Source organism: Psychrobacillus sp. NPDC096623 (assembly GCF_044762655.1).
GTDB lineage: Bacteria > Bacillota > Bacilli > Bacillales_A > Planococcaceae > Psychrobacillus.
Genome location: NZ_JBIWER010000001.1, coordinates 464,703 through 483,652, shown reverse-complemented (window position 1 = coordinate 483,652; position 18,950 = coordinate 464,703). Strand labels below are relative to the sequence as shown.

Below are 18,950 nucleotides of genomic sequence, written 5' to 3'. Positions count from 1 at the left end.
TTGTCCAGATCAACTGGAAATTCTATCGGAAAGAGCTCTTACTACTAATATACGAGGAGCTTTTTATGAAACTTATAGCATTTTACTTACCTCAATTTCATCCAATTAAAGAAAATGATGAGTGGTGGGGAAAAGGATTTACTGAATGGACTAATGTAACAAAAAGTAAACCATTATTTGAAGGACATTATCAGCCCCATTTGCCATCGGAGTTAGGTTTCTATGATTTAAGATTACCATCGGTTATGGAAGAACAATCAAAATTAGCCAAAAAGTATGGGATAGATGCATTTTGTTACTACCATTATTGGTTTAATGAAAAGTTGCTATTAGAAAAACCTATAGAAATGATGTTAGAAAATCCTAATGTAGAAACATCTTTTTGTTTGTGCTGGGCAAACGAAAATTGGTCGAGAAGATGGGATGGTAAAGAAAAAGAAATACTGATTTCACAAAACTACGAAACTTATAGTGCAAAAAAACATATGGATTGGTTAATACCCTACTTTAATGATCCTAGATATTTAAAAATTGATGGAAAGCCTATTTTTTTAGTTTATAGTGCAATGGATATTGAAAATTTAAAATCTATTATTGCTGAATGGAATGAGTATAGTATTGGTGCTGGATTTGAAGGGATTTACACAGTGGCAGCTAATACTAACTATAACAAACTAACGTATGATGAATTAATAGAATTAGGTTTTAATGCTATTTACAATTTTGAACCGAAAAGTTTTAAAGGAAGTAAAACTTTAAATGTTGGATTAACAAAAACCGATGTATATAATTATAAATCATTTGTAGATACTTCATTAAATATGGAATATCCCGAAAACCTAACAATTTTTCCTACAGTTTTTCCAAATTGGGACAATACTGCCCGGAGAAGGGAAAATGCAATTGTAATTCAAAACGAAGATCCAAATGAGTATAGTTATTGGTTATATAAATCAATGGAGAAAGTTAAAAACTATGAAACTGAAAAACAAATAGTTTTTATTAATGCATGGAACGAATGGGCTGAAGGAGCACACCTTGAACCGGATATGAAAAATGGAAAGTTATATTTGGAGGCGACTTTGGAAACTAAAAATAACTTTACCAATGGGGAATATCTTGTGAAAGATTATACAGGAATAAAAAACAAAAAAGAATTAAATAAAAGTATTTATTTAGAACCTGAAACACCTTTGTACATTTGGGGTGCTGGTAAGCGTGGAATAGCTACATTTGATAAGCTACCAATAAAGACTAATTTTGTTGGGTTTATTGATTCAAATGTAGAAAAGCATAATAGCCTTATTGAAGGTTACAGTGTTTTTAACTGGTTATTAGATAATAGATTCATTACAAGTAGTAATCCAATGATACTAATTGCATCTGCATACGAAGATGAAATAATGGAATTAATACAGCAATACGGATTTGAAGATGGTAAGAATTATACAAATAAATTAAACGTGAAATGGACGAATATTGAAGGAAAAAGATGCATGGAAATATATGATTTTGTTTAATCATGAATTAATAACTTTAAAAGATCAAAGTTAAATATATGAATATTCTTTTAAGTAATAAATAGAACAGTAACATATGAAAAAGATAATTAATTTTATTATTAGTTATTCTGTTTTAGTGCGGATTCGAAGTCTAGTGTGTATCTTTTATATTGTTATTGGGGACATTCATATAGTAACTTTGGAATGATAGCACTATATAGAGGAGAGAAGATTGATGGACTATCCATGTAATATTATTTTTGAAGAAAGAAAAATAAAATACAATTTTTTTTTAGATAAAGCAAAATATTATTTTAATATTAATGATTTATCAACTTCGATTAAATATTGTGAAATAGCCGCTAGATATGCTACTGAGGTTCATTCAGGTTTTTTTTATGATGCTGTATTGGAAAATCTCTTAAAACAAATATCATCTAATTTGTTTAATCCAAGAAATGAAATAGGAAAGTCAAGAAAAGATTGTGATAATATTTTACATATTGCAACGCAAGTAGCTGATACGGGTGGACATACTAGATTGTTATTAAATTGGATTGATAATGACAAAAGCTCTAATAGAAAGAATGATATATTATTAACGAATATGCCAAATAACCATTTTCCAGACGAGTTATTAAATAGCTATTCGAATACTTTTAATATTACTAAAATAGTTACTAATGACAATGATGTACATAGAATTAAAACTATTAGGGAAATTGCTTTGAGATATGATTTTATCGTCTTACATATTCATCCTGAAGATGTCCAAACTGTTATCGCTTTATCTGGTTTAAATAAGCCAATTATATTTATGAATCATGCAGACCATCGTTTTTGGGTAGGAAGAAGTATCTCTAATTTAGTTTTAGAATTTCGTGATGAAGGTGCTAAGACAAGCAATTTAAGAAGAGATATTCTACCAAAAAATCAATATATAATACCAATTATATTAAAAAAGCCTATAAATATTTCAAAGAGGGAAGCTAGAAAACAGATAGGAATAGAACAAGATAAAATAATAATATTTTCGGTCGCAAGTTCTTATAAGTACAAAACAATAGATAACAATGGACTATCGGATGTAATCATAAACCTAGCTAATAAATTTAATAACTTACAATTTATTTTTATTGGGCCGCACTCATCAGAAAGTTACTGGAAGGAAATAATCGAGGCAACTAAAGGTAAAGTGCTCGTATTAGGTGAGATTACAAATATTGAATTATTTTATATCTCAGCAGATATCTATTTAGATTCTTATCCGATTGGCTCGTTAACCTCATTATTAGATGCAGTAAAATATAAACTTCCAATTATAAGTGTAAAAAGGAATGTATCTACTTGTGAAGTAAGTGATATTTCATTAGATGATGATTTCAAAGTGAATTCATTAGAAGAATTGGAAAAAAAGCTAGAGTTACTAATATGTGATATATCTGAAAGACAGTATTTAATAGAAAAGTATTATGAAAGAGTCTATAAATATCATGTTTGGAATTCAAATTCGGACATATTAGATCATTTGTATAAACGAGCGTTTAATGAGTCAAAGCTTGCAAATGAGCAAACTCAGAATGTTTTAATGGAAGAACGGGATAATTCAATTGCTTTTTTGTATTTTAAAAATAGAAGTAGAAATTTCGAATTTAGTAAGGTTTGGGCATGGTATTATGAAAAATTACCTTTTAATGAGAAAGAAGAATATTTAGAATACTTAAGCGTTAATTTCAAAGAAAATACTGATGAATACTATGCACTACTACCTAAAACATTTAAAAGATAGATATTAGAGGTGAGTAAAATTAATTCGTTATTCCAAAAAATGACATTTAAAATCCATGGAGATGAACGAGGGTCTTTAATATCATTAGAAAGTTTGAAAAATATCCCTTTCGACATTAAGCGTATCTATTATATTTTCGATACAAAACCGGATGTTGTAAGAGGTTTACATGCACATAAAAATTTAAAACAAGTATTAATTTGTACTAGTGGTTCTTGTAAAATAAGATTAGATAACGGTTTTGAAGAAAATATTTTTAATCTAAATAATGCTAGCGAGGGTATATTAATCGAAAGTCTAGTTTGGCGTGAAATGTATGATTTCAGTCCAGATTGTGTTTTGATGGTTTTAGCTAATGAAAATTATGATGAAAATGATTATATTAGGGATTATAAAACCTTTCTTAGTTTACTTTAGGTGTTATATTTTTTATAACCCGAAAGGAAAATATTAATATTACATAATGATTCATAAAAAAAATTGGGAGTGAAATTAATGAACTATGAAAAAGATTTAGAAAAAACAGCTTCAAATTATCATTTAAATATAATTTCGGGTTGGGAGGGCCTTTATTCTAAGATGCGGAAAGAACTATTCAGTAGACTTAGTCGGTATTTTAAAGGAAACCATGTACTCGAGCTTGGATGCGGTGATGGTGAAATGACTCTATTATTAGCTGATTCGTTTAAGTCGGTTACTGTTGTAGATGGTTCAGAAACTATGTTAAATGAATGCAAAATTAGATTGGAAAATAAGAATAATATCGAGTATCATAAATCCTATTTTGAAGATTATAAATCTGATAAAAAGTTTGATGTAATTATCATGAGTCATGTTTTAGAACATCTAGATAATCCAGTACAAGTACTACAGAAGATAAGTTCTCTTTTAAAAGAAGACGGTGTATTGCTAATTGCAGTACCTAATGCAGATTCTATACATAGACAAGTGGCGGTGGAAATGAATCTTATACCAACATGTGATAGTCTAAACGAGCAAGATTTACTTCTAGGACATAGAAGAGTATACACACTCGATGGATTGAAACAACATTGTTTAGAAGCCAAATACTCGATTATTGATTTTGGTGGACTAATGCTGAAACCACTAACTAATAGGCAAATTGAGGAACAATGGTCTGAAGACATGGTCGAAGGATTTATTAAATTAGGAGATAAGTTTCCACATTTATCAGCTGAGATTTTTGTAGTTTTAAAAAAATAATGGAATTCCAACAACATTCTAGATGTAAACGTTGGACAGAAATCAAGAATTTGGTGAAACAATATGAAACATGATATCTGTATAGAAAAATATGGAGTTAGGTTAAGGCCAGTATGTTTAGAAGATGCACCATATATACATCAATTGCGATTAAATACGGAAAATGTAAAGTATATAGGTGATACTGATCAAAATCTTCTACATCAACACGAATGGATTATTAAGTATGAGGAAACTGAAGGGGATTACTATTTTTGTGTAGAGGACATTAGAGGTAGTAAATTGGGAACTATCGGTCTATATAATGTGAGTGAAAAGGAAGCTGAATGGGGAAGATGGATTATATCCGAAAAATATCTACTTGCCCCAACAATTGTATTAATTTTGTATGATATTGCCTTTTATAAATTAAATTTGCAAAGTGTTTATTGTAGAACAATAATTGAAAATGAAAAAGTGGTATCCTTCCATGATAGTTGTGGATTGTTACAAGAAGGAATCGAAAGAGGTGGTGTTACTATAAGAGGTGAGAAAAGAGATCTTATAGTCCATAGACTAGATAAACAAAATTACGAGAATACAGTAAGAAGAAAATTGGAAAAAATAGCACGTTTTTCAGAGAGAATCATGTAAAGTATTTTAAATGGAGGGATAGTTTTTGATTCCATTTTTAGATTTAAAAAAAATAAATGAACAATACTCAAGTGAATTAAATATAGCTGCTAAACGAGTCATTAATAGCGGCTGGTATATATTAGGGTCAGAAATTGAACAATTTGAAAAGGAGTTTGCTAAGTATTGTGGTACACAATTCTGCATCGGGGTCAGTAATGGTTTAGATGCTTTGAAACTGATTTTGCAAGCTTACAATATTGGACCTGGTGATGAAGTAATTGTTCCTTCAAACACATATATAGCAACTATTTTAGCCATTTCAGAAGTAGGTGCTACACCAATTTTAGTAGAACCATCCCTAGATAACTATTTAATTGATCCTACCTTAATAGAAGAAAAAATAACTAAATCTACTAGGGCAATAATTACGGTGCATTTATATGGTTTAGTAGATAGTATGGATAAAATTTGCGAAATAGCACAAAATCATAATTTAAAAGTTATTGAAGATGCAGCACAGGCCCATGGAGCAAAATATAGAGAAAAACGTACAGGAAATTTAGGTGATGCAGCAGGATTTAGTTTTTATCCAGGTAAGAACCTCGGAGCTTTGGGGGATGCGGGAGCAATTACAACTAATGATGCTAGTTTAGATCAGCGGTTGAGAGCATTAAGAAATTATGGCTCTCATATAAAATATGAAAATTTATACAAAGGAAATAATCATCGATTAGATGAAATACAAGCTGCGTTTTTAAGAGCTAAATTACCATTTTTAGATAGAGATAATGAAAAAAGAAGGGAGATTGCTAAGGCATACTTATTGGGTATCAAAAATCCACTTATTACATTACCTTCATATCCAATAGATTGGGAGCAAGCGGTTTGGCATGTATTCGTAATTCGCACGGGAGAAAGAAATCGTTTGCAGAAATACTTACAAGAGAAGGGGATACAGACAATTATTCATTATCCAATTCCTCCTCATCAACAAAAAGCATATAATGATATTTCTGAAATGAAGTTACCGATTTCTGAACAAATTCATTCAGAAGTCCTTAGCTTACCTTTATCACAAGTTCAAACAATAGAAGAGACAAATGAGATAATAAAGGCATTAAATAACTTTTTATAATTAATATTGTTAATTTTGAATATATTATCCATATGAATATCTATTTCAAAATTTATTGATTAATTAAATTGATTTACAGTTTCTTGTATTATTTATATTGAGGCTATTAATTCAAGTAACAAGAATTAATAGCTTTTCTATATTACATTAAGGAGATTTTAGGATGAAGAAAATTATTATTTTCGGAACAGGGAGCGGCGCTAATAATATTATTCAAGAATTAGATGAAGAAAAAATAGAAATAATTGCGTTTTCAGATAATGATATCCGAAAACAAGGATTAACATTTCATAACAAAAAAATTATTAAACCTGAAGAAATAGTAAATAAAGATTATGACTTAATATTAATAGCAAGTCAACATGTAGTAGAAATATTTTGTAGATTAAAAGAAATGGGGATAAAAGAAGAATGTATAATTCCTGTTTACTTAAAGGAGGCGTTGTCAACTTTTAAAGAGGAAAATCTTCAATACAAATTAAATGGCCTGTATAAAGAAAATAGAGGTTACCATGAAAAGATAAAAATAGCATTAGTAAATAAAGGTTACTCTGGTTATAATGGCTACCCATTGTATAAAAAGGTACCTAAAGATATATTAAATAAATATAATGTTGATATAATCGAATCGAATGAAATTAAAAAATTGAAGGATTATGATGTGATATGTTCTTCAAATCTTGAGGGAATATATACAAACAGAAAAATCAACATTGAATTATGGCATGGATTTCCAATTAAACAAGTTGGATTTAGACATAAATCAAGTGATAATCTTATTTTAAAATCACTCTCTCAAAATTATAAAAAATATACTCAATTAATTTGTTCTTATTCTGAGTTTTATACAACTGTATTGAACAGTTGTTATCCCGCAGAAATTGACAGGTATAGGATAACTGGAATGCCTAGAAACGATTTTTTATTTAGTGGCGGAGGTATTGAGAAGTTAGAAAACTTGACTTACTCTAATTTGAAAGGTAAAAAGTGTTTATTTTATATGCCAACTTGGAGAAATGGAGGAAAATCGGAGTTGGATTCTTCTAAATTCACAGGATTATTTGGTTTCATAGATGAAGACTTAGATGTGTTAAAAAAATATCTTAAGCGTAATAACTTTGTTTTGATAGTAAAATTGCATCCGTATGAACAGAAAAAATTCATGGATAGCGAAGTATTTGATAATGAAACAATAATTTTGTTATCAGACACACAATTAGAAAAGAGAAAGATTCATTTATATGAACTCCTTTCATGCGCTAAGTTAATAATAACTGATTATTCTTCAGTTTATTTTGATACTTTATTAATAGATTTACCTATCATTTTCACGATGTCTGATTATAATGAATACTCGGAAAAAAGGGGTTTTTTGATAGACACTCATGAAATTATTACTCCTGGTGCAAAAGTTTACAATATGGAGGGGTTCATTAAGGAAATAAATACATTATTTTTTACGAAAGATAATTTTTCAGAAGATAGGAAAAAACTTTGTGATATTGTACATAAGTATAAAGATAATCAATCATCAGTGAGAGTATGGAATGAAATAGATCAGGTGATTACCAAAAATATAGATATAATTAGATTGAAAAATTAGCTTCTTATCAAAAATATTACTATATTATACTAGGTAATCATGATAGATAATTACAATAAATGTTGTTCCAGAATTACAAAAAATACTATATAAAAAATTAAGTGAGTGAAATAGAATAAGGTACTTTTAAATTAAATTAATCATACAGTCTTGTATAACTAAATTAAATAGTAAGAATATTACTAGAGATATATTTTAAAAATACTAAAACTAAAAAGATCAAAGATTAAATCTTAGAATGTTTAAGAAGGGAAACTCATTATGTGCGGTATAGCTGGTATTGTTGGAATAGACTATACAGATAAAATTGAATTAAGAGGATATAATATGATACAGTCTTTGAAACATAGAGGACCTGACCATATAGAAGTTAATAAAATAGAGGATAATTGTATATTAGCACATGCAAGATTATCAATTATTGATTTAGAGATAGCTTCTAATCAACCTATGACAAGCCAAAATAATAGATGGAGTATAGTATTTAATGGTGAAATCTTAAATTATAAAGAAATAAAGAAAGAGCTAAATTATTCTTTTCAAACTAGTGGTGATACTGAAGTAATTTTGGCCTCAGTACAAGAAAAAGGTATTAATTGGTTTTTGGAAAATGCAAATGGAATGTTTTCTATAGCTTTATATGATAGAGAATTGAAACAAACATATTTAATAAGAGATCGCTTGAGTATTAAGCCTTTATATTATACTGTTGATAAAAAAAAACTGATATTTGGTTCCGAAATCAAAGCAATTTTGAATAGTGGATTATATGAACCAGAATTATTTGAAGATGCTATAGACGAATATTTAGGTAATAGATATGTAAGGGAACCATTTACTTTTTTTAAAAATATTTTTCAAGTGTGTGGTGGAGAGTACCTGATTTTTGATAAAGATTTAAAATGTGAAAATGTAAAATACTATGAATTACCTCATCACAATTTTGATACTGTTTTTGATGAAGAATCGTTAATTCAATTAACAAAAGAGGAAATAGAAAAGACAATTAAAAGATGGGCGATTTCAGATGTGAATGTTGGTGCATATTTAAGTGGCGGCGTCGATTCTAGTCTTACAACTGCTATTTTGTCTAAAAATAGTGAACGTAAGCTTCAAACTTATACCATTGGTTTTCAAGATAATAATGAATTTGTTTATTCAGATATTGTTGCTAATCGGTATGGGACGTCACATCATAAAATAATTTTAGATTTCTCGGATTATTACAACGAGTGGGCAAAACTTATAAAATTCAGTGATTCACCATTAGGAGTTCCTAATGAAATCCCTTTAGCTATTATGTCTGAAAAATTAAGCCGAGATATCACGGTTGTTATTTCTGGTGAGGGTGCGGACGAGTTATTTGGAGGCTATGGTAAAATCTATAGATATCCGTTTGATTATAATAATCAAAATCTTAAAGATGTAGATTTTTATCATAATTTTATAAAAAAATATGAATATGTATCAAGAGATTTTAGGGATGAGTATTTAAATACATCTAAAAATTTGAGAGCATATTTCGATAGTAAAATTTCAGAAGACTTTAGCAATCATAATAATGAAGAATCTGTTTTTAGATTTTTCCAAGACTATCATGTCAAAGGATTACTGAAAAGAGTTGATACAACCACAATGAAAGCCTCGGTTGAAGCTAGACCACCATTTTTAGATCATGAATTAATAGAATTTGTAAATACACATATTCCATACACCTTGAAATTAAGGTGGGTATCAGAAAATGATGAACATCTTGCAAGGTTTGAAGATGCTAATTTATATAGTGAGGAAAGAGATATACCGAAATATATTTTGAAAAAAGTTGCCGAAGATTATTTGCCATACGAAGTAATATATAGGAATAAAGTAGGGTTTCCAGTGCCATTATCCGAATGGTTTAATGAATTAAGTGAAATGGCAATAGAAATTTTAAAAGAGTCTAATTGGTTAGAACAGGATAAACTTACATTTTTGATTGAAGATGCAAAAGTTAATCAGAGATCTGGTCAAATTATTTGGATGTTTTTAAATGTTGAATTATTTATAAGAGAATACTTTAATAAGAATTGGAGCTATTAAAAGTGAATAAACTTGTAATTGGCTATACTGCAGGAGTTTACGATCTTTTTCATGTAGGACATTTAAACTTACTAAAAAATGCCAAAAATATGTGTGATAAGCTAATAGTGGGAGTAACAACTGATGAATTAGTAGCCTATAAGAACAAGAAAGCTGTTATTCCTTTCAAAGAGCGTATTGAAATAATTAGAAGTCTCAAATATGTTGATGCAGTGGTTGCTCAAGATAATATGGATAAGTTAGAAATGTGTAAAAAACTTAAGGCTAGCTATATGTTTGTAGGGGATGATTGGTACAACACAGACAAATGGTTAGATTACGAGAAAGAATTTGAAAAAGAAGGAATAAAAATTATATTCTTTCCTTACTATAAAGGTACTTCATCAACATTAATAAATGAGGTTCTACATAAGTTAAGATTGTAGTATTTTATTTTCCGTTTAAAAAAGTTTTGTTCGACTTTTTATTGTTTTATTTCAAGGGAAGCTAGCATATGTAATAATTCTAACGCTAATATTTTATAGGGGCTTTTTGAAAAAAATATATAATACCAAAAAATAGAAAAAATGCAGGTGTACAAAATGAAATTCCAATTCGATAAATTTTTAATAGATATGAACAAATTAAATCAGATTATCAATTTAAGACAGCTAAAGAAAGAGTATGTACAGATTGAAACCAACATTGTAAAAAAGGTTGAAGTCGTACGAACTCTCCCTTTCGAATATATCGAGAGCATGTTATCTCCATTTACGCAAATTTGGGATACCCAAGCTCATTTTTCATACTCTGATTATGATACTGCATTATCTCAAATCGCTTCTGAAGAAAATTCAGATATTCGAATTGTTTGGATGGATTGGCGTTTATATGTGGATAAAATGTCTCCGAGAGAGACGGTCGATTGGGTTATTAATAGAATTAAAGCTGGTGGACAGAATAAGCCGGTATTAATCAATAATTGGCCAGCTTTTTTAGAACAAGAAGAGCAATTATTATCTCCATCTATAGGTAGAAGAAATTGGTTTAGACAATTGAATGATTTATTACAACGTGCTTCTGAGGAAATTACGATGCTTGAAATCATTGATTTAGATTTTCTAGCTTCTAAAAAAGGTATAGCTATTTATGATTTACGTAACGATCAAATTAGTAACTATCCGTTTTCCAATAATTTCACAGTTGATATCGCAAGACATATGGGATTGCAATTATTTCCTGCTATTTTCCGTCCTCGCTTAAAAGTGATTATTATGGATTTAGATAATACAATGTATTCAGGTGTATTAGGGGAGGATGGTTATGATGGCATTCGTTTGAAAGAGGAACATATTGCACTTCAAAAAACGTTGCTTTCGTTAAAACAGAGCGGGATTATTTTAGCGATCAGTTCTAAAAATGAACATGCAGATGTTGTGGAGTTATTCAATAAACGCAAAGATTTCTTATTAACAGAACAAGACTTCACTTTTATCAAAGCGAATTGGCAAGATAAAGCATCCAATATTTCCTCAATTATTCAAAGGATTAATATTGATGCCTCAGCAGTATTATTTGTAGATGATAATATGGCTGAAATTACGCAAGTCAAAACACAGCTTCCTAATTTACATGTTATTTTAGCTGATGTAGAAGGGAAAGAAACGTTTCATCGTCTACTAAACTACCCTGGACTTTATACACTTAAACATGATGCAGCAGCGAATCTTAGACAAGATGATATTTTGGCGAACCAAAAAAGGGACGAGTTACTTGCGTCAGCAACCAATGAAACGGCTTATTTAGAAACGTTAAAAATGAAAATAGAGATTCACGAAAATAACCCTGATCATGTTCAGCGTGTTTATGAGTTAAGTAATAAAACGAACCAGTTTAATTTGGCGTTAAAAAGATACTCTCTTAACGAAGTAGAACATTTTATAAACGACAAGCAAATAAGGATTTATACAATTGGATTATCGGATATTTTAAGTAATAGCGGAATCATTGGCATATTTGTTTGTAAGCTTCAAGATAAACATGTAATCATTACAGAAACACTATTTAGTTGTAGAGCTTTAGGGCGTTTAGTAGAATCGAGTGCATTGCTGCACATATTGAATCGTTTGAAACAATTTGGTGTAGAATCGATTTCATTTGATTTTAGTGAAGGACCGAAAAATAAACCAGGTTTGGACTGGCTATTGTCACTCGAAGTTGGTGAAAAACAAGAAATTGCTAAAGTACAAAGTTTATTAGAAAATCGTTTAGCACTATATACAGCGGAGGTTTTAGCCCATTATGAATAATGAATTGAAACAGCAAATTAATGAAATACTTGCAGAAACTTTAGAAGTGAATGCTAGTGATACAAATCTTTTTGATCGTGAAAGTAATGCAACATGGGATTCCTTAAAACATTTAGAAATTATTATGGCCATTGAGGAAGAATTTGATATTCGCTTTAGTAGTGATGAAGTGACAAAAGTTATGAATGCTGAAGATATTTATAAATTAGTTGAAGAGAAGCATAGTAAATGAGTAATGATGTAATATTTTCTTTTCATCACATTGGATTAGCTTGTAAAAAGCTAGAGACTGAAATTCGTTCGCATGAGATGCTTGGATATAAGAAGGAATCAACTATATTTGTGGATAAAACGCAAAAAGTTAAAGGTATTTTCATGGTCATTAATCACTTTCGAGTAGAACTATTAGAGCCGTTAGACAAAGAGTCTCCTATTAATAACTACTTGAAAAAAGGTATTCGAATGTATCATCAATGTTTTACAACAAGGGATATTGAAAAGGCTATTCATTTTTTACAAGAGCAGGGTGCTATCTTAGTAGTAAAACCAGTCGAGGCAATAGCTTTTGATCAGCGTAAAATTGCTTTTCTATATTTAAGGACGCAAATGTTGATTGAGTTAATTGAAGAGTAGCATTTATATGTAGAAAAAGGTGGAAAAATGGATATTCGTTTTTTTAGACTAGATGAGATAGAAGTGTTGAAAAGTGCAATTGATGTTCTTTGGTCGAAAAATCATATCTTGTCGCGTGATGAGGAATTATTAAAGTATATGTTTCATTCCAATCCAAATACGAATTTAATTGTGAAAGATGGACATTTCAGCTTTTTAGGTGCTTGGGAAGGGAAAGAAGTTATCGGATTATTAGGAATCATGCCCTTTCAGTTCAATCAAGTAGGGAAGAAAGGTCTTGGATGTTGTCTAACAAATTGGATTGTTGCTCCTGAACATAGGGCTTCTGGAGCGGGATTAGCTTTGATTAATTTTGTTCAAAATTTAAATCCAGATATGATTCTATCTTTAGGTGTTAGCGCAGATGGATCTAAGATTTATAAGTTAATGCGTTGGAATGTTCAAGAAGACACACCAAGATGGATTGGCGTTTTGAATAAGGGTAAAACTGCCCAAATTATGCTAAATGGAGATACAACTTCACTTCGTTATTGGAAAGAAGTAGAGCCATATGAAGTATCTACTTCTTATAAATGCGATATATTGGACGATTTAAATGAAGCTTCCTGGAATGATTTTTACTGGGGTTCATTTGCTAAGAAATCTATAGGTATAGCTAGAAATTATTTATTTCTGAAATGGCGTTATTTTGAACACCCTACTTTTGATTATAAAGTAATTGCTTGTAGTGAAAATAGTATTTATAAAGGTTTAGCGGTTGTTAGAATTGAACAAATTGAGGGCGGATATAAACTAGGAAGAATTGTAGAGTTTATGGCTACTGATCAAGATAGTGCAGTTTCTTTATCTAACAAAATTATTCAATTAGACCCGAAAATCTTATTCTTTGACTTTTATTGTTTCTCTAGTATTAGTAGCTGGGGGCTAGAATCTGTTGGATTCAAAAGGATACTAAAATCCTCCAATGATAAATTTGTAGTTCCATCTAGGTTTCAACCGATAGATTTAGAAAATACTCAAATGATTTCTGCAATTTATTTATCTGAGAAGTTACGAAATAAGGTTAATCCAATGTTGGATCAACTATGGTATGTTACAAAAAGTGATTCGGATCAAGATCGACCGAATTGATAAAGGATAGGTAATTATGAATAAAGATATTGCCATTATGTATCATTATGTACGAAACAAATCGGAATGGATAGGTAGCGTCCCAATAGAAGTTGCTGAATTCAGAGCCCAAGTTGAGTGGGCTGCTAAAAACTATGAAATTGTTACCCCGGATGATTTAGGGAAGAAATCCAGTAAACCCAAGTGTGTATTATCATTTGATGATGCTACAAAGGATCAATATTACAATGCTTTTGAGATGCTCACAGAGATGGGGATACCGGCTTATTTTACCGTAATGTCGGGACCATTAGTTGAAAAGAAAATCCCAATTTTTCATCTTGTACATACGATTTTATCCAACTTTTCAGATGAAGAAATTTGGAAAGAATTAAATGCTTGCTTCGATATTCCAGATTTAACTCTATTAAGCGATTATTATCAGTACGAACCAAGTATTTACAGAAGATATAATAAGTATGTGTTCAACTTTTTATGGTCGGAAAATCAAAGCCGCAAATTTCTTGAGGGAAAGCTTTTTGAGCTATATGGATCAACAGAAAAGTTTATTGAGGATTTTTATATCTCTAAGGGTGAGTTTTTGAAAATGAAAGCTAGTGGAATGTCTATTGGAGTTCATTGTGTGAATCATCTTCCGTATGGGGGGGAGGCTCAATTGTTTTATGAGAATGAAATTGAACCTTGTGCCCGTTTTATAAAGAACGAACTAGGTATAACTCCAAGATGGTACACCCCTGCCTTTGGTGGCGGAGAAAATACCCAGCAGATGATTAGCCAATTAGAACCTATTTTAAAGAGTAACAATTTTATTGGGGCATTTACGACGGTGCAAGGTTATAATAATGGGCATTCATCATTCTGGTTAAACCGGATTGATTGCAACAAATTGTACCCTATTGTTTGAAATAACTTTTATCATCTAGGGTCGTTTATTTGGCACTTACTTAGAGATGATGGTAAATGCATTATCCATTTTAGAAATTTGATCTTTCGTTTCAATTCTAGTAAAGCTTAGCAATATCGAGTAGACACCATCGCTCAATTGTGCTTGCTGCCGAGAATGAAAAATAGATAAATAAATAGATAAATAAATAGATAAATAAATAAATAAATACATTCATTCATTCATTCATTCATTAATTAATTAATTAATTAATTAAAAAGAAATGATAGATAAAATGAGAAACTTTCCTACAAAAAAGGATATGACATATTGGATATTAATTCTTATTATTATTTTAACTGTAGTTAGTGTTTGGCGAACAAATGATTCAAGTATGTTAACTAATCAGTTAACACTTGGGGGAACACTTCTTTCTATATTTCTTGCTATAATTGCAATTATTTTTTCATTTATTCAATCTTCTGATACTAGTTCGCATAATAAGGAAATAATAGTAAAGATAAATGAATTAACTCAGAATATGAAATATCTTAATGATTTAAATTCAGATACAGCAGATGAAATTGTAAAAAGGAAAAGAAATCTAAAAGAAATCGACGGAATCTTAGACGAGTTAAAATTGGAAATAGGTAATAAGAATTTATCGACAAATAAGGATAAGTTAAATGAGATTTTAGTGAAAATTGAGGAATCTCAAAGTAACTCCTCAAATTCTGATGAAATTTATTCTGAGATTTTAGTTTTGGAGAAAATGCTCTATATAATTATTTAAAATCAAATACTTTAAATTTATTAGCAAAACAAAATAAATTTAGAAAATAGTGAAACAGGCTATTATTTCTCACTTATTCCCAGATGAAACTCAAATAGTTGTTGTATCTCACCATGGAGCTGTTGCTGGAAAGTTTATAAAAACAGACTGGAAAAGTGCAAACATAGAATCGGTTATAGTATCTTAGGAGAGAATACATATAATCATACGGTAAGTGCTTCTAAAAAAATTTTCAAAGGTATTATAGCTGATTCTCAATTTAAGTATACTAAAAATCATGTAAAATTGGAGCTTTGACTATCTAATTTGATCCTTACATATTGAATACTAGAACAATACACCTATGCCAATTGCTTAGGTGTATCGTTTTTAATTAATCAAAACAACCTCAACAAATCACTAACATTCTCATTCGTATGTTTTATCAGCAACACATCGCCTTTTTGACGAATTCCTTGCTTAACAAATTCCATCATTTCAAGAGCCAAATCAGGATCACGTATGAGTGATTCTGATTTTTGTAGACTAATTTCAATATTAGAAACATTATCTTTATGATGAGTAAGCGTTTCATAATCGGAACCTGTGTTTGTCAAGTGTTTAGAAGTAATTGATTGGGCATTATCTACTTTTGTGATTAAATCTTCTGCTTCTTCCCTAGTGGAAAGTTTAGCAATTTCGATACCAAGAGAAGCTGTACTTACGTTTACTGTATCTATGCGGAGTGTTTGACCCGTATTGGCACCCACATGTATGTAAAGCGGTCGCACGTCACCGAGTATATTTTGAGTATTAAACTCCATCTTATCTGCGGTGTCGTCAATAGACTGTAGTAGCTGATCAAGTTCTTCTTGAGCTGCCACACGGTCTTCATCGGTCATTGTATCAGTAGCCGATTGTACAGCAAGCTCTCGAACACGTTGGAGCACGTCGCTTACATGTTGAAGCCCTGCATCTGTTGTCTCCAGTACAGAAAGCCCATCTTGCATATTAAGCTGTGCTCTTGACAATCCCCGAATTTGTCCACGCATAGTTTCTGAAATTGATAGACCCGCCGCATTATCTGCTGCCCGGGTTAGTTTATCCCCACCAGATAGTTTTTCTAATGTTTTGGTAATAGATGTTTGATTCTTTTGATAACGATTTACTGAGAAGGCAATCCCTGCCTGGTTTTGTAGTTTCAATTTATTCACCTCCATGTGAATTATATTGTTTACAACATTATTATCGGTAAATTAAATGAAAAATTTGCTAAAAAGTAAAAATTTATTATGAAACGCCGATAATATAATTAATAACATTGTGAACATGAGGGGAGAGACTAGTATGCGTATATCAGCACAGGCGCAATCAAAGGAAGTTGCAGTTAATTCACAACCAAGAACAGAAAAATTGGTGGAAGTAACAAGATCTAATATAACCGAAGATTCTCTAAAAAAAATCATGTATGCTGAGCAGCAAGCTAACGAAAAAGACGGATTTCCAAAAGATAAAGTACAAAAAGCTGTAGATGCATTAAATGAATTTATGACTTTACAAAATCATAATTCAAAGTTTGTCATGCACGAAGGACTAGAACGTTATTTTGTACAAGTAGTCGATTCGGAAACCGATGAAGTTATTCGAGAGATACCACCCCGTAAACTATTAGATGCATTTTATACAATGCAGAAGTTTTTAGGAATGATTGTAGATGAAAAGATTTAGGAGGTAGTCAAAATGACAGGATTAAGAATTGGTGGTTTAGCATCAGGGATGGATATAGATAGCATTGTTGAAAAATTAATGACTGCAGAACGTATTCCCCTGGATAAATTAAATCAAAAGAAAACAACAACAGAATGGCAACGTGATGCATACCGATCTATTAATACAAAGTTAAAAACTTTCGATACGTACTTGTTTGAAAATTTTTCATTATCTAGTAACTTTAATAAAAAAACCGTTACAAGTACAAATTCAAATTTAGTGAGTGCAACGGCTACTTCATCAGCATCTGGAAATTTATCTCTGGAAGGAGTATCACAATTAGCAACTGCTGCAAGAGCAGTCGGTGCTAGTACAAGCGCTATGGGAAGCACTAAAATGAGTGATCTTAATATTGCAGATACCTCAATTTCCTTAAAAGCCATCAAAGCAGATGGATCTTTAGCAGGTACTGCAACAAAAATTGATATAAAGGCAACTGATACTGTAAATCAAGTTATATCTAAGATTAATAGTAGTAATGCAGGGGTAACCGCTTTATTTGAAAATGGAAGACTTTCTATTACAGCAAAGAACAGTGGTGATAACAAATTAGGAGATGAGATCCAGCTTACTGAAGACGTAGGAGATCTTTTTGGGAAATTAGGTATTAATTTTTCATCCGATTTAATTGCGGGTAAGAATGCTAAATTCCGTGTGAATGGTTTAGATACGGAAAGAACATCTAATACTTTTTCTATATCAGGATATAATGTTACCCTAAGTTCAAAATTCAATGAAGAGATATTTACAGATCCTCTAGCAACACCAACAATAGCTGCTGTGCAATTAAGCTCTAAAACTGATGTGGATTCTATGATCGGAAAAGTAAAAGAATTTGTGGACAAATACAATGAACTAATAAGTGGAATGAATGATTCTCTTAAAGAAAAAAAATATCGTGACTTTCCACCATTAACTGAAGAACAGAGAAAAGATATGTCTGATGAAGAGCAAAAGCAATGGGATGAAAAAGCTAAAAGTGGTCTCTTAAGAAGCGATTCTATTGTTAGTAATGGTCTTTCTGGTATGCGTAATGCAATCTATGGTCGTGTAGGTAACGAAGCGAATATCATGGATACATTTGCAGAAATGGGTATTACTACATCAGGTATTTTTTCAGACGGTGGTAAATTAGTAATTAACGAGGATAAACTACGTAAAGCGCTAACCGAAAATCCTGACCAAGTTGTAAAAACTTTTTCTCAATCAGGGGAAAAAAATGCAATTAAAGATACGAGAGGGATAGTTCAACGTCTGCGTGAGTCTTTAAAAGACTATACTAGGACTATTGAGACAAAGGCTGGGAAAATAACCCAGACTGATTCTCAGTACTCTCTAGGTAAGTCGTTAATAGATATGAATAACCGAATATCAAGTTTCCAACGTCGTTTAGAAGATATCGAATCACGATATTGGAAGCAGTTTACTGCAATGGAAACGGCTATTAACAAAGCAAATTCTCAGTCTTCTTATCTAATGGGATTTGGTCAGCAATAATATTTTTGGTATAAATTAAAGGAGTTGTG

At 30.7% G+C, this 18,950-nt stretch carries 18 protein-coding genes; 17 read left to right on the top strand and 1 reads right to left on the bottom strand.

Translation table 11 applies throughout. The annotated features are described in order from the left end of the window. The first annotated feature begins 65 nt into the window (after window positions 1-65). The 15 genes from ACIQX2_RS02355 (at window position 66) to ACIQX2_RS02285 (ending at window position 15,675) form a co-directional block, all read left to right on the top strand. Window positions 66-1,520 (top strand): glycoside hydrolase family 99-like domain-containing protein, encoded by a 1,455-nt coding sequence (locus ACIQX2_RS02355; RefSeq protein WP_402846567.1) that lies wholly within the window; start codon window positions 66-68, stop codon window positions 1,518-1,520. A gap of 217 nt (window positions 1,521-1,737) precedes the next feature. Continuing rightward, window positions 1,738-3,291 carry a glycosyltransferase family protein gene (locus ACIQX2_RS02350; protein WP_402846566.1) on the top strand — a complete coding sequence of 518 codons (1,554 nt, stop codon included), beginning with the start codon at window positions 1,738-1,740 and terminating at the stop codon, window positions 3,289-3,291. Between the two features lie 9 nt (window positions 3,292-3,300). After that, on the top strand, window positions 3,301-3,708 hold the full coding sequence (locus ACIQX2_RS02345; RefSeq protein WP_402846563.1) for a sugar 3,4-ketoisomerase: 408 nt from the start codon (window positions 3,301-3,303) through the stop codon (window positions 3,706-3,708). A gap of 78 nt (window positions 3,709-3,786) precedes the next feature. Then, window positions 3,787-4,515, top strand: a complete 729-nt coding sequence (locus tag ACIQX2_RS02340; RefSeq protein WP_402846561.1) for a class I SAM-dependent methyltransferase — start codon at window positions 3,787-3,789, stop codon at window positions 4,513-4,515. Window positions 4,516-4,578: 63 nt separating this feature from the next. Then, window positions 4,579-5,148, top strand: coding sequence for a GNAT family N-acetyltransferase (locus ACIQX2_RS02335; RefSeq protein ID WP_402846559.1), 570 nt, complete (start codon window positions 4,579-4,581; stop codon window positions 5,146-5,148). A 25-nt stretch (window positions 5,149-5,173) separates the two neighbouring features. Continuing rightward, window positions 5,174-6,265 carry a DegT/DnrJ/EryC1/StrS family aminotransferase gene (locus ACIQX2_RS02330; RefSeq protein WP_402846557.1) on the top strand — a complete coding sequence of 364 codons (1,092 nt, stop codon included), beginning with the start codon at window positions 5,174-5,176 and terminating at the stop codon, window positions 6,263-6,265. A gap of 163 nt (window positions 6,266-6,428) precedes the next feature. After that, window positions 6,429-7,868 (top strand): CDP-glycerol glycerophosphotransferase family protein, encoded by a 1,440-nt coding sequence (locus ACIQX2_RS02325; RefSeq protein WP_402846556.1) that lies wholly within the window; start codon window positions 6,429-6,431, stop codon window positions 7,866-7,868. Window positions 7,869-8,129: 261 nt separating this feature from the next. Further along, window positions 8,130-9,947 (top strand): asparagine synthase (glutamine-hydrolyzing), encoded by a 1,818-nt coding sequence (gene asnB, locus ACIQX2_RS02320; RefSeq protein WP_402846554.1) that lies wholly within the window; start codon window positions 8,130-8,132, stop codon window positions 9,945-9,947. Window positions 9,948-9,949: 2 nt separating this feature from the next. After that, window positions 9,950-10,372, top strand: coding sequence for an FAD synthase family protein (locus ACIQX2_RS02315; protein WP_402846552.1), 423 nt, complete (start codon window positions 9,950-9,952; stop codon window positions 10,370-10,372). A gap of 156 nt (window positions 10,373-10,528) precedes the next feature. Continuing rightward, window positions 10,529-12,235 (top strand): HAD-IIIC family phosphatase, encoded by a 1,707-nt coding sequence (locus tag ACIQX2_RS02310; protein WP_402846550.1) that lies wholly within the window; start codon window positions 10,529-10,531, stop codon window positions 12,233-12,235. Then, window positions 12,228-12,467, top strand: a complete 240-nt coding sequence (locus ACIQX2_RS02305) for an acyl carrier protein (RefSeq protein ID WP_402846548.1) — start codon at window positions 12,228-12,230, stop codon at window positions 12,465-12,467. The genes ACIQX2_RS02310 and ACIQX2_RS02305 overlap by 8 nt, the downstream gene beginning before the upstream one ends. After that, on the top strand, window positions 12,464-12,868 hold the full coding sequence (locus ACIQX2_RS02300) for a VOC family protein (RefSeq protein ID WP_402846546.1): 405 nt from the start codon (window positions 12,464-12,466) through the stop codon (window positions 12,866-12,868). Before ACIQX2_RS02305 ends, ACIQX2_RS02300 begins: the two co-directional genes overlap by 4 nt. A gap of 27 nt (window positions 12,869-12,895) precedes the next feature. Continuing rightward, on the top strand, window positions 12,896-13,999 hold the full coding sequence (locus ACIQX2_RS02295) for a hypothetical protein (protein ID WP_402846544.1): 1,104 nt from the start codon (window positions 12,896-12,898) through the stop codon (window positions 13,997-13,999). Between the two features lie 16 nt (window positions 14,000-14,015). After that, window positions 14,016-14,903: a polysaccharide deacetylase family protein gene (locus tag ACIQX2_RS02290; RefSeq protein ID WP_402846542.1), complete on the top strand. Its 888-nt coding sequence runs from the start codon at window positions 14,016-14,018 to the stop codon at window positions 14,901-14,903. A 262-nt stretch (window positions 14,904-15,165) separates the two neighbouring features. Beyond that, complete coding sequence (locus ACIQX2_RS02285; RefSeq protein WP_402846540.1) at window positions 15,166-15,675, top strand: hypothetical protein; 510 nt, start codon at window positions 15,166-15,168, stop codon at window positions 15,673-15,675. 377 nt (window positions 15,676-16,052) lie between these two features. Here the strand turns inward: ACIQX2_RS02285 and ACIQX2_RS02280 are convergent, their stop codons facing one another. Beyond that, window positions 16,053-16,859 (bottom strand): flagellin, encoded by an 807-nt coding sequence (locus ACIQX2_RS02280; protein WP_402846538.1) that lies wholly within the window; start codon window positions 16,857-16,859, stop codon window positions 16,053-16,055. A gap of 142 nt (window positions 16,860-17,001) precedes the next feature. Between ACIQX2_RS02280 and ACIQX2_RS02275 the strand changes: the two genes are divergently transcribed. Continuing rightward, window positions 17,002-17,382, top strand: a complete 381-nt coding sequence (locus ACIQX2_RS02275) for a flagellar protein FlaG (RefSeq protein WP_402846536.1) — start codon at window positions 17,002-17,004, stop codon at window positions 17,380-17,382. A gap of 12 nt (window positions 17,383-17,394) precedes the next feature. Beyond that, window positions 17,395-18,921 (top strand): flagellar hook-associated protein 2, encoded by a 1,527-nt coding sequence (locus tag ACIQX2_RS02270; RefSeq protein WP_402846534.1) that lies wholly within the window; start codon window positions 17,395-17,397, stop codon window positions 18,919-18,921. Window positions 18,922-18,950 lie beyond the last annotated feature (29 nt).

Excerpts from the sequence above, each read along its gene's own strand:
- ACIQX2_RS02355 (WP_402846567.1), top strand. The coding sequence starts at position 66 with ATGAAACTTATAGCATTTTACTTACCTCAATTTCATCCAATTAAAGAA.
- ACIQX2_RS02350 (WP_402846566.1), top strand. The coding sequence starts at position 1,738 with ATGGACTATCCATGTAATATTATTTTTGAAGAAAGAAAAATAAAATAC.
- ACIQX2_RS02340 (WP_402846561.1), top strand. The coding sequence starts at position 3,787 with ATGAACTATGAAAAAGATTTAGAAAAAACAGCTTCAAATTATCATTTA.
- ACIQX2_RS02335 (WP_402846559.1), top strand. The coding sequence starts at position 4,579 with ATGAAACATGATATCTGTATAGAAAAATATGGAGTTAGGTTAAGGCCA.
- ACIQX2_RS02325 (WP_402846556.1), top strand. The coding sequence starts at position 6,429 with ATGAAGAAAATTATTATTTTCGGAACAGGGAGCGGCGCTAATAATATT.
- asnB (WP_402846554.1), top strand. The coding sequence starts at position 8,130 with ATGTGCGGTATAGCTGGTATTGTTGGAATAGACTATACAGATAAAATT.
- ACIQX2_RS02310 (WP_402846550.1), top strand. The coding sequence starts at position 10,529 with ATGAAATTCCAATTCGATAAATTTTTAATAGATATGAACAAATTAAAT.
- ACIQX2_RS02305 (WP_402846548.1), top strand. The coding sequence starts at position 12,228 with ATGAATAATGAATTGAAACAGCAAATTAATGAAATACTTGCAGAAACT.
- ACIQX2_RS02300 (WP_402846546.1), top strand. The coding sequence starts at position 12,464 with ATGAGTAATGATGTAATATTTTCTTTTCATCACATTGGATTAGCTTGT.
- ACIQX2_RS02295 (WP_402846544.1), top strand. The coding sequence starts at position 12,896 with ATGGATATTCGTTTTTTTAGACTAGATGAGATAGAAGTGTTGAAAAGT.
- ACIQX2_RS02290 (WP_402846542.1), top strand. The coding sequence starts at position 14,016 with ATGAATAAAGATATTGCCATTATGTATCATTATGTACGAAACAAATCG.
- ACIQX2_RS02285 (WP_402846540.1), top strand. The coding sequence starts at position 15,166 with ATGATAGATAAAATGAGAAACTTTCCTACAAAAAAGGATATGACATAT.
- ACIQX2_RS02275 (WP_402846536.1), top strand. The coding sequence starts at position 17,002 with ATGCGTATATCAGCACAGGCGCAATCAAAGGAAGTTGCAGTTAATTCA.
- ACIQX2_RS02270 (WP_402846534.1), top strand. The coding sequence starts at position 17,395 with ATGACAGGATTAAGAATTGGTGGTTTAGCATCAGGGATGGATATAGAT.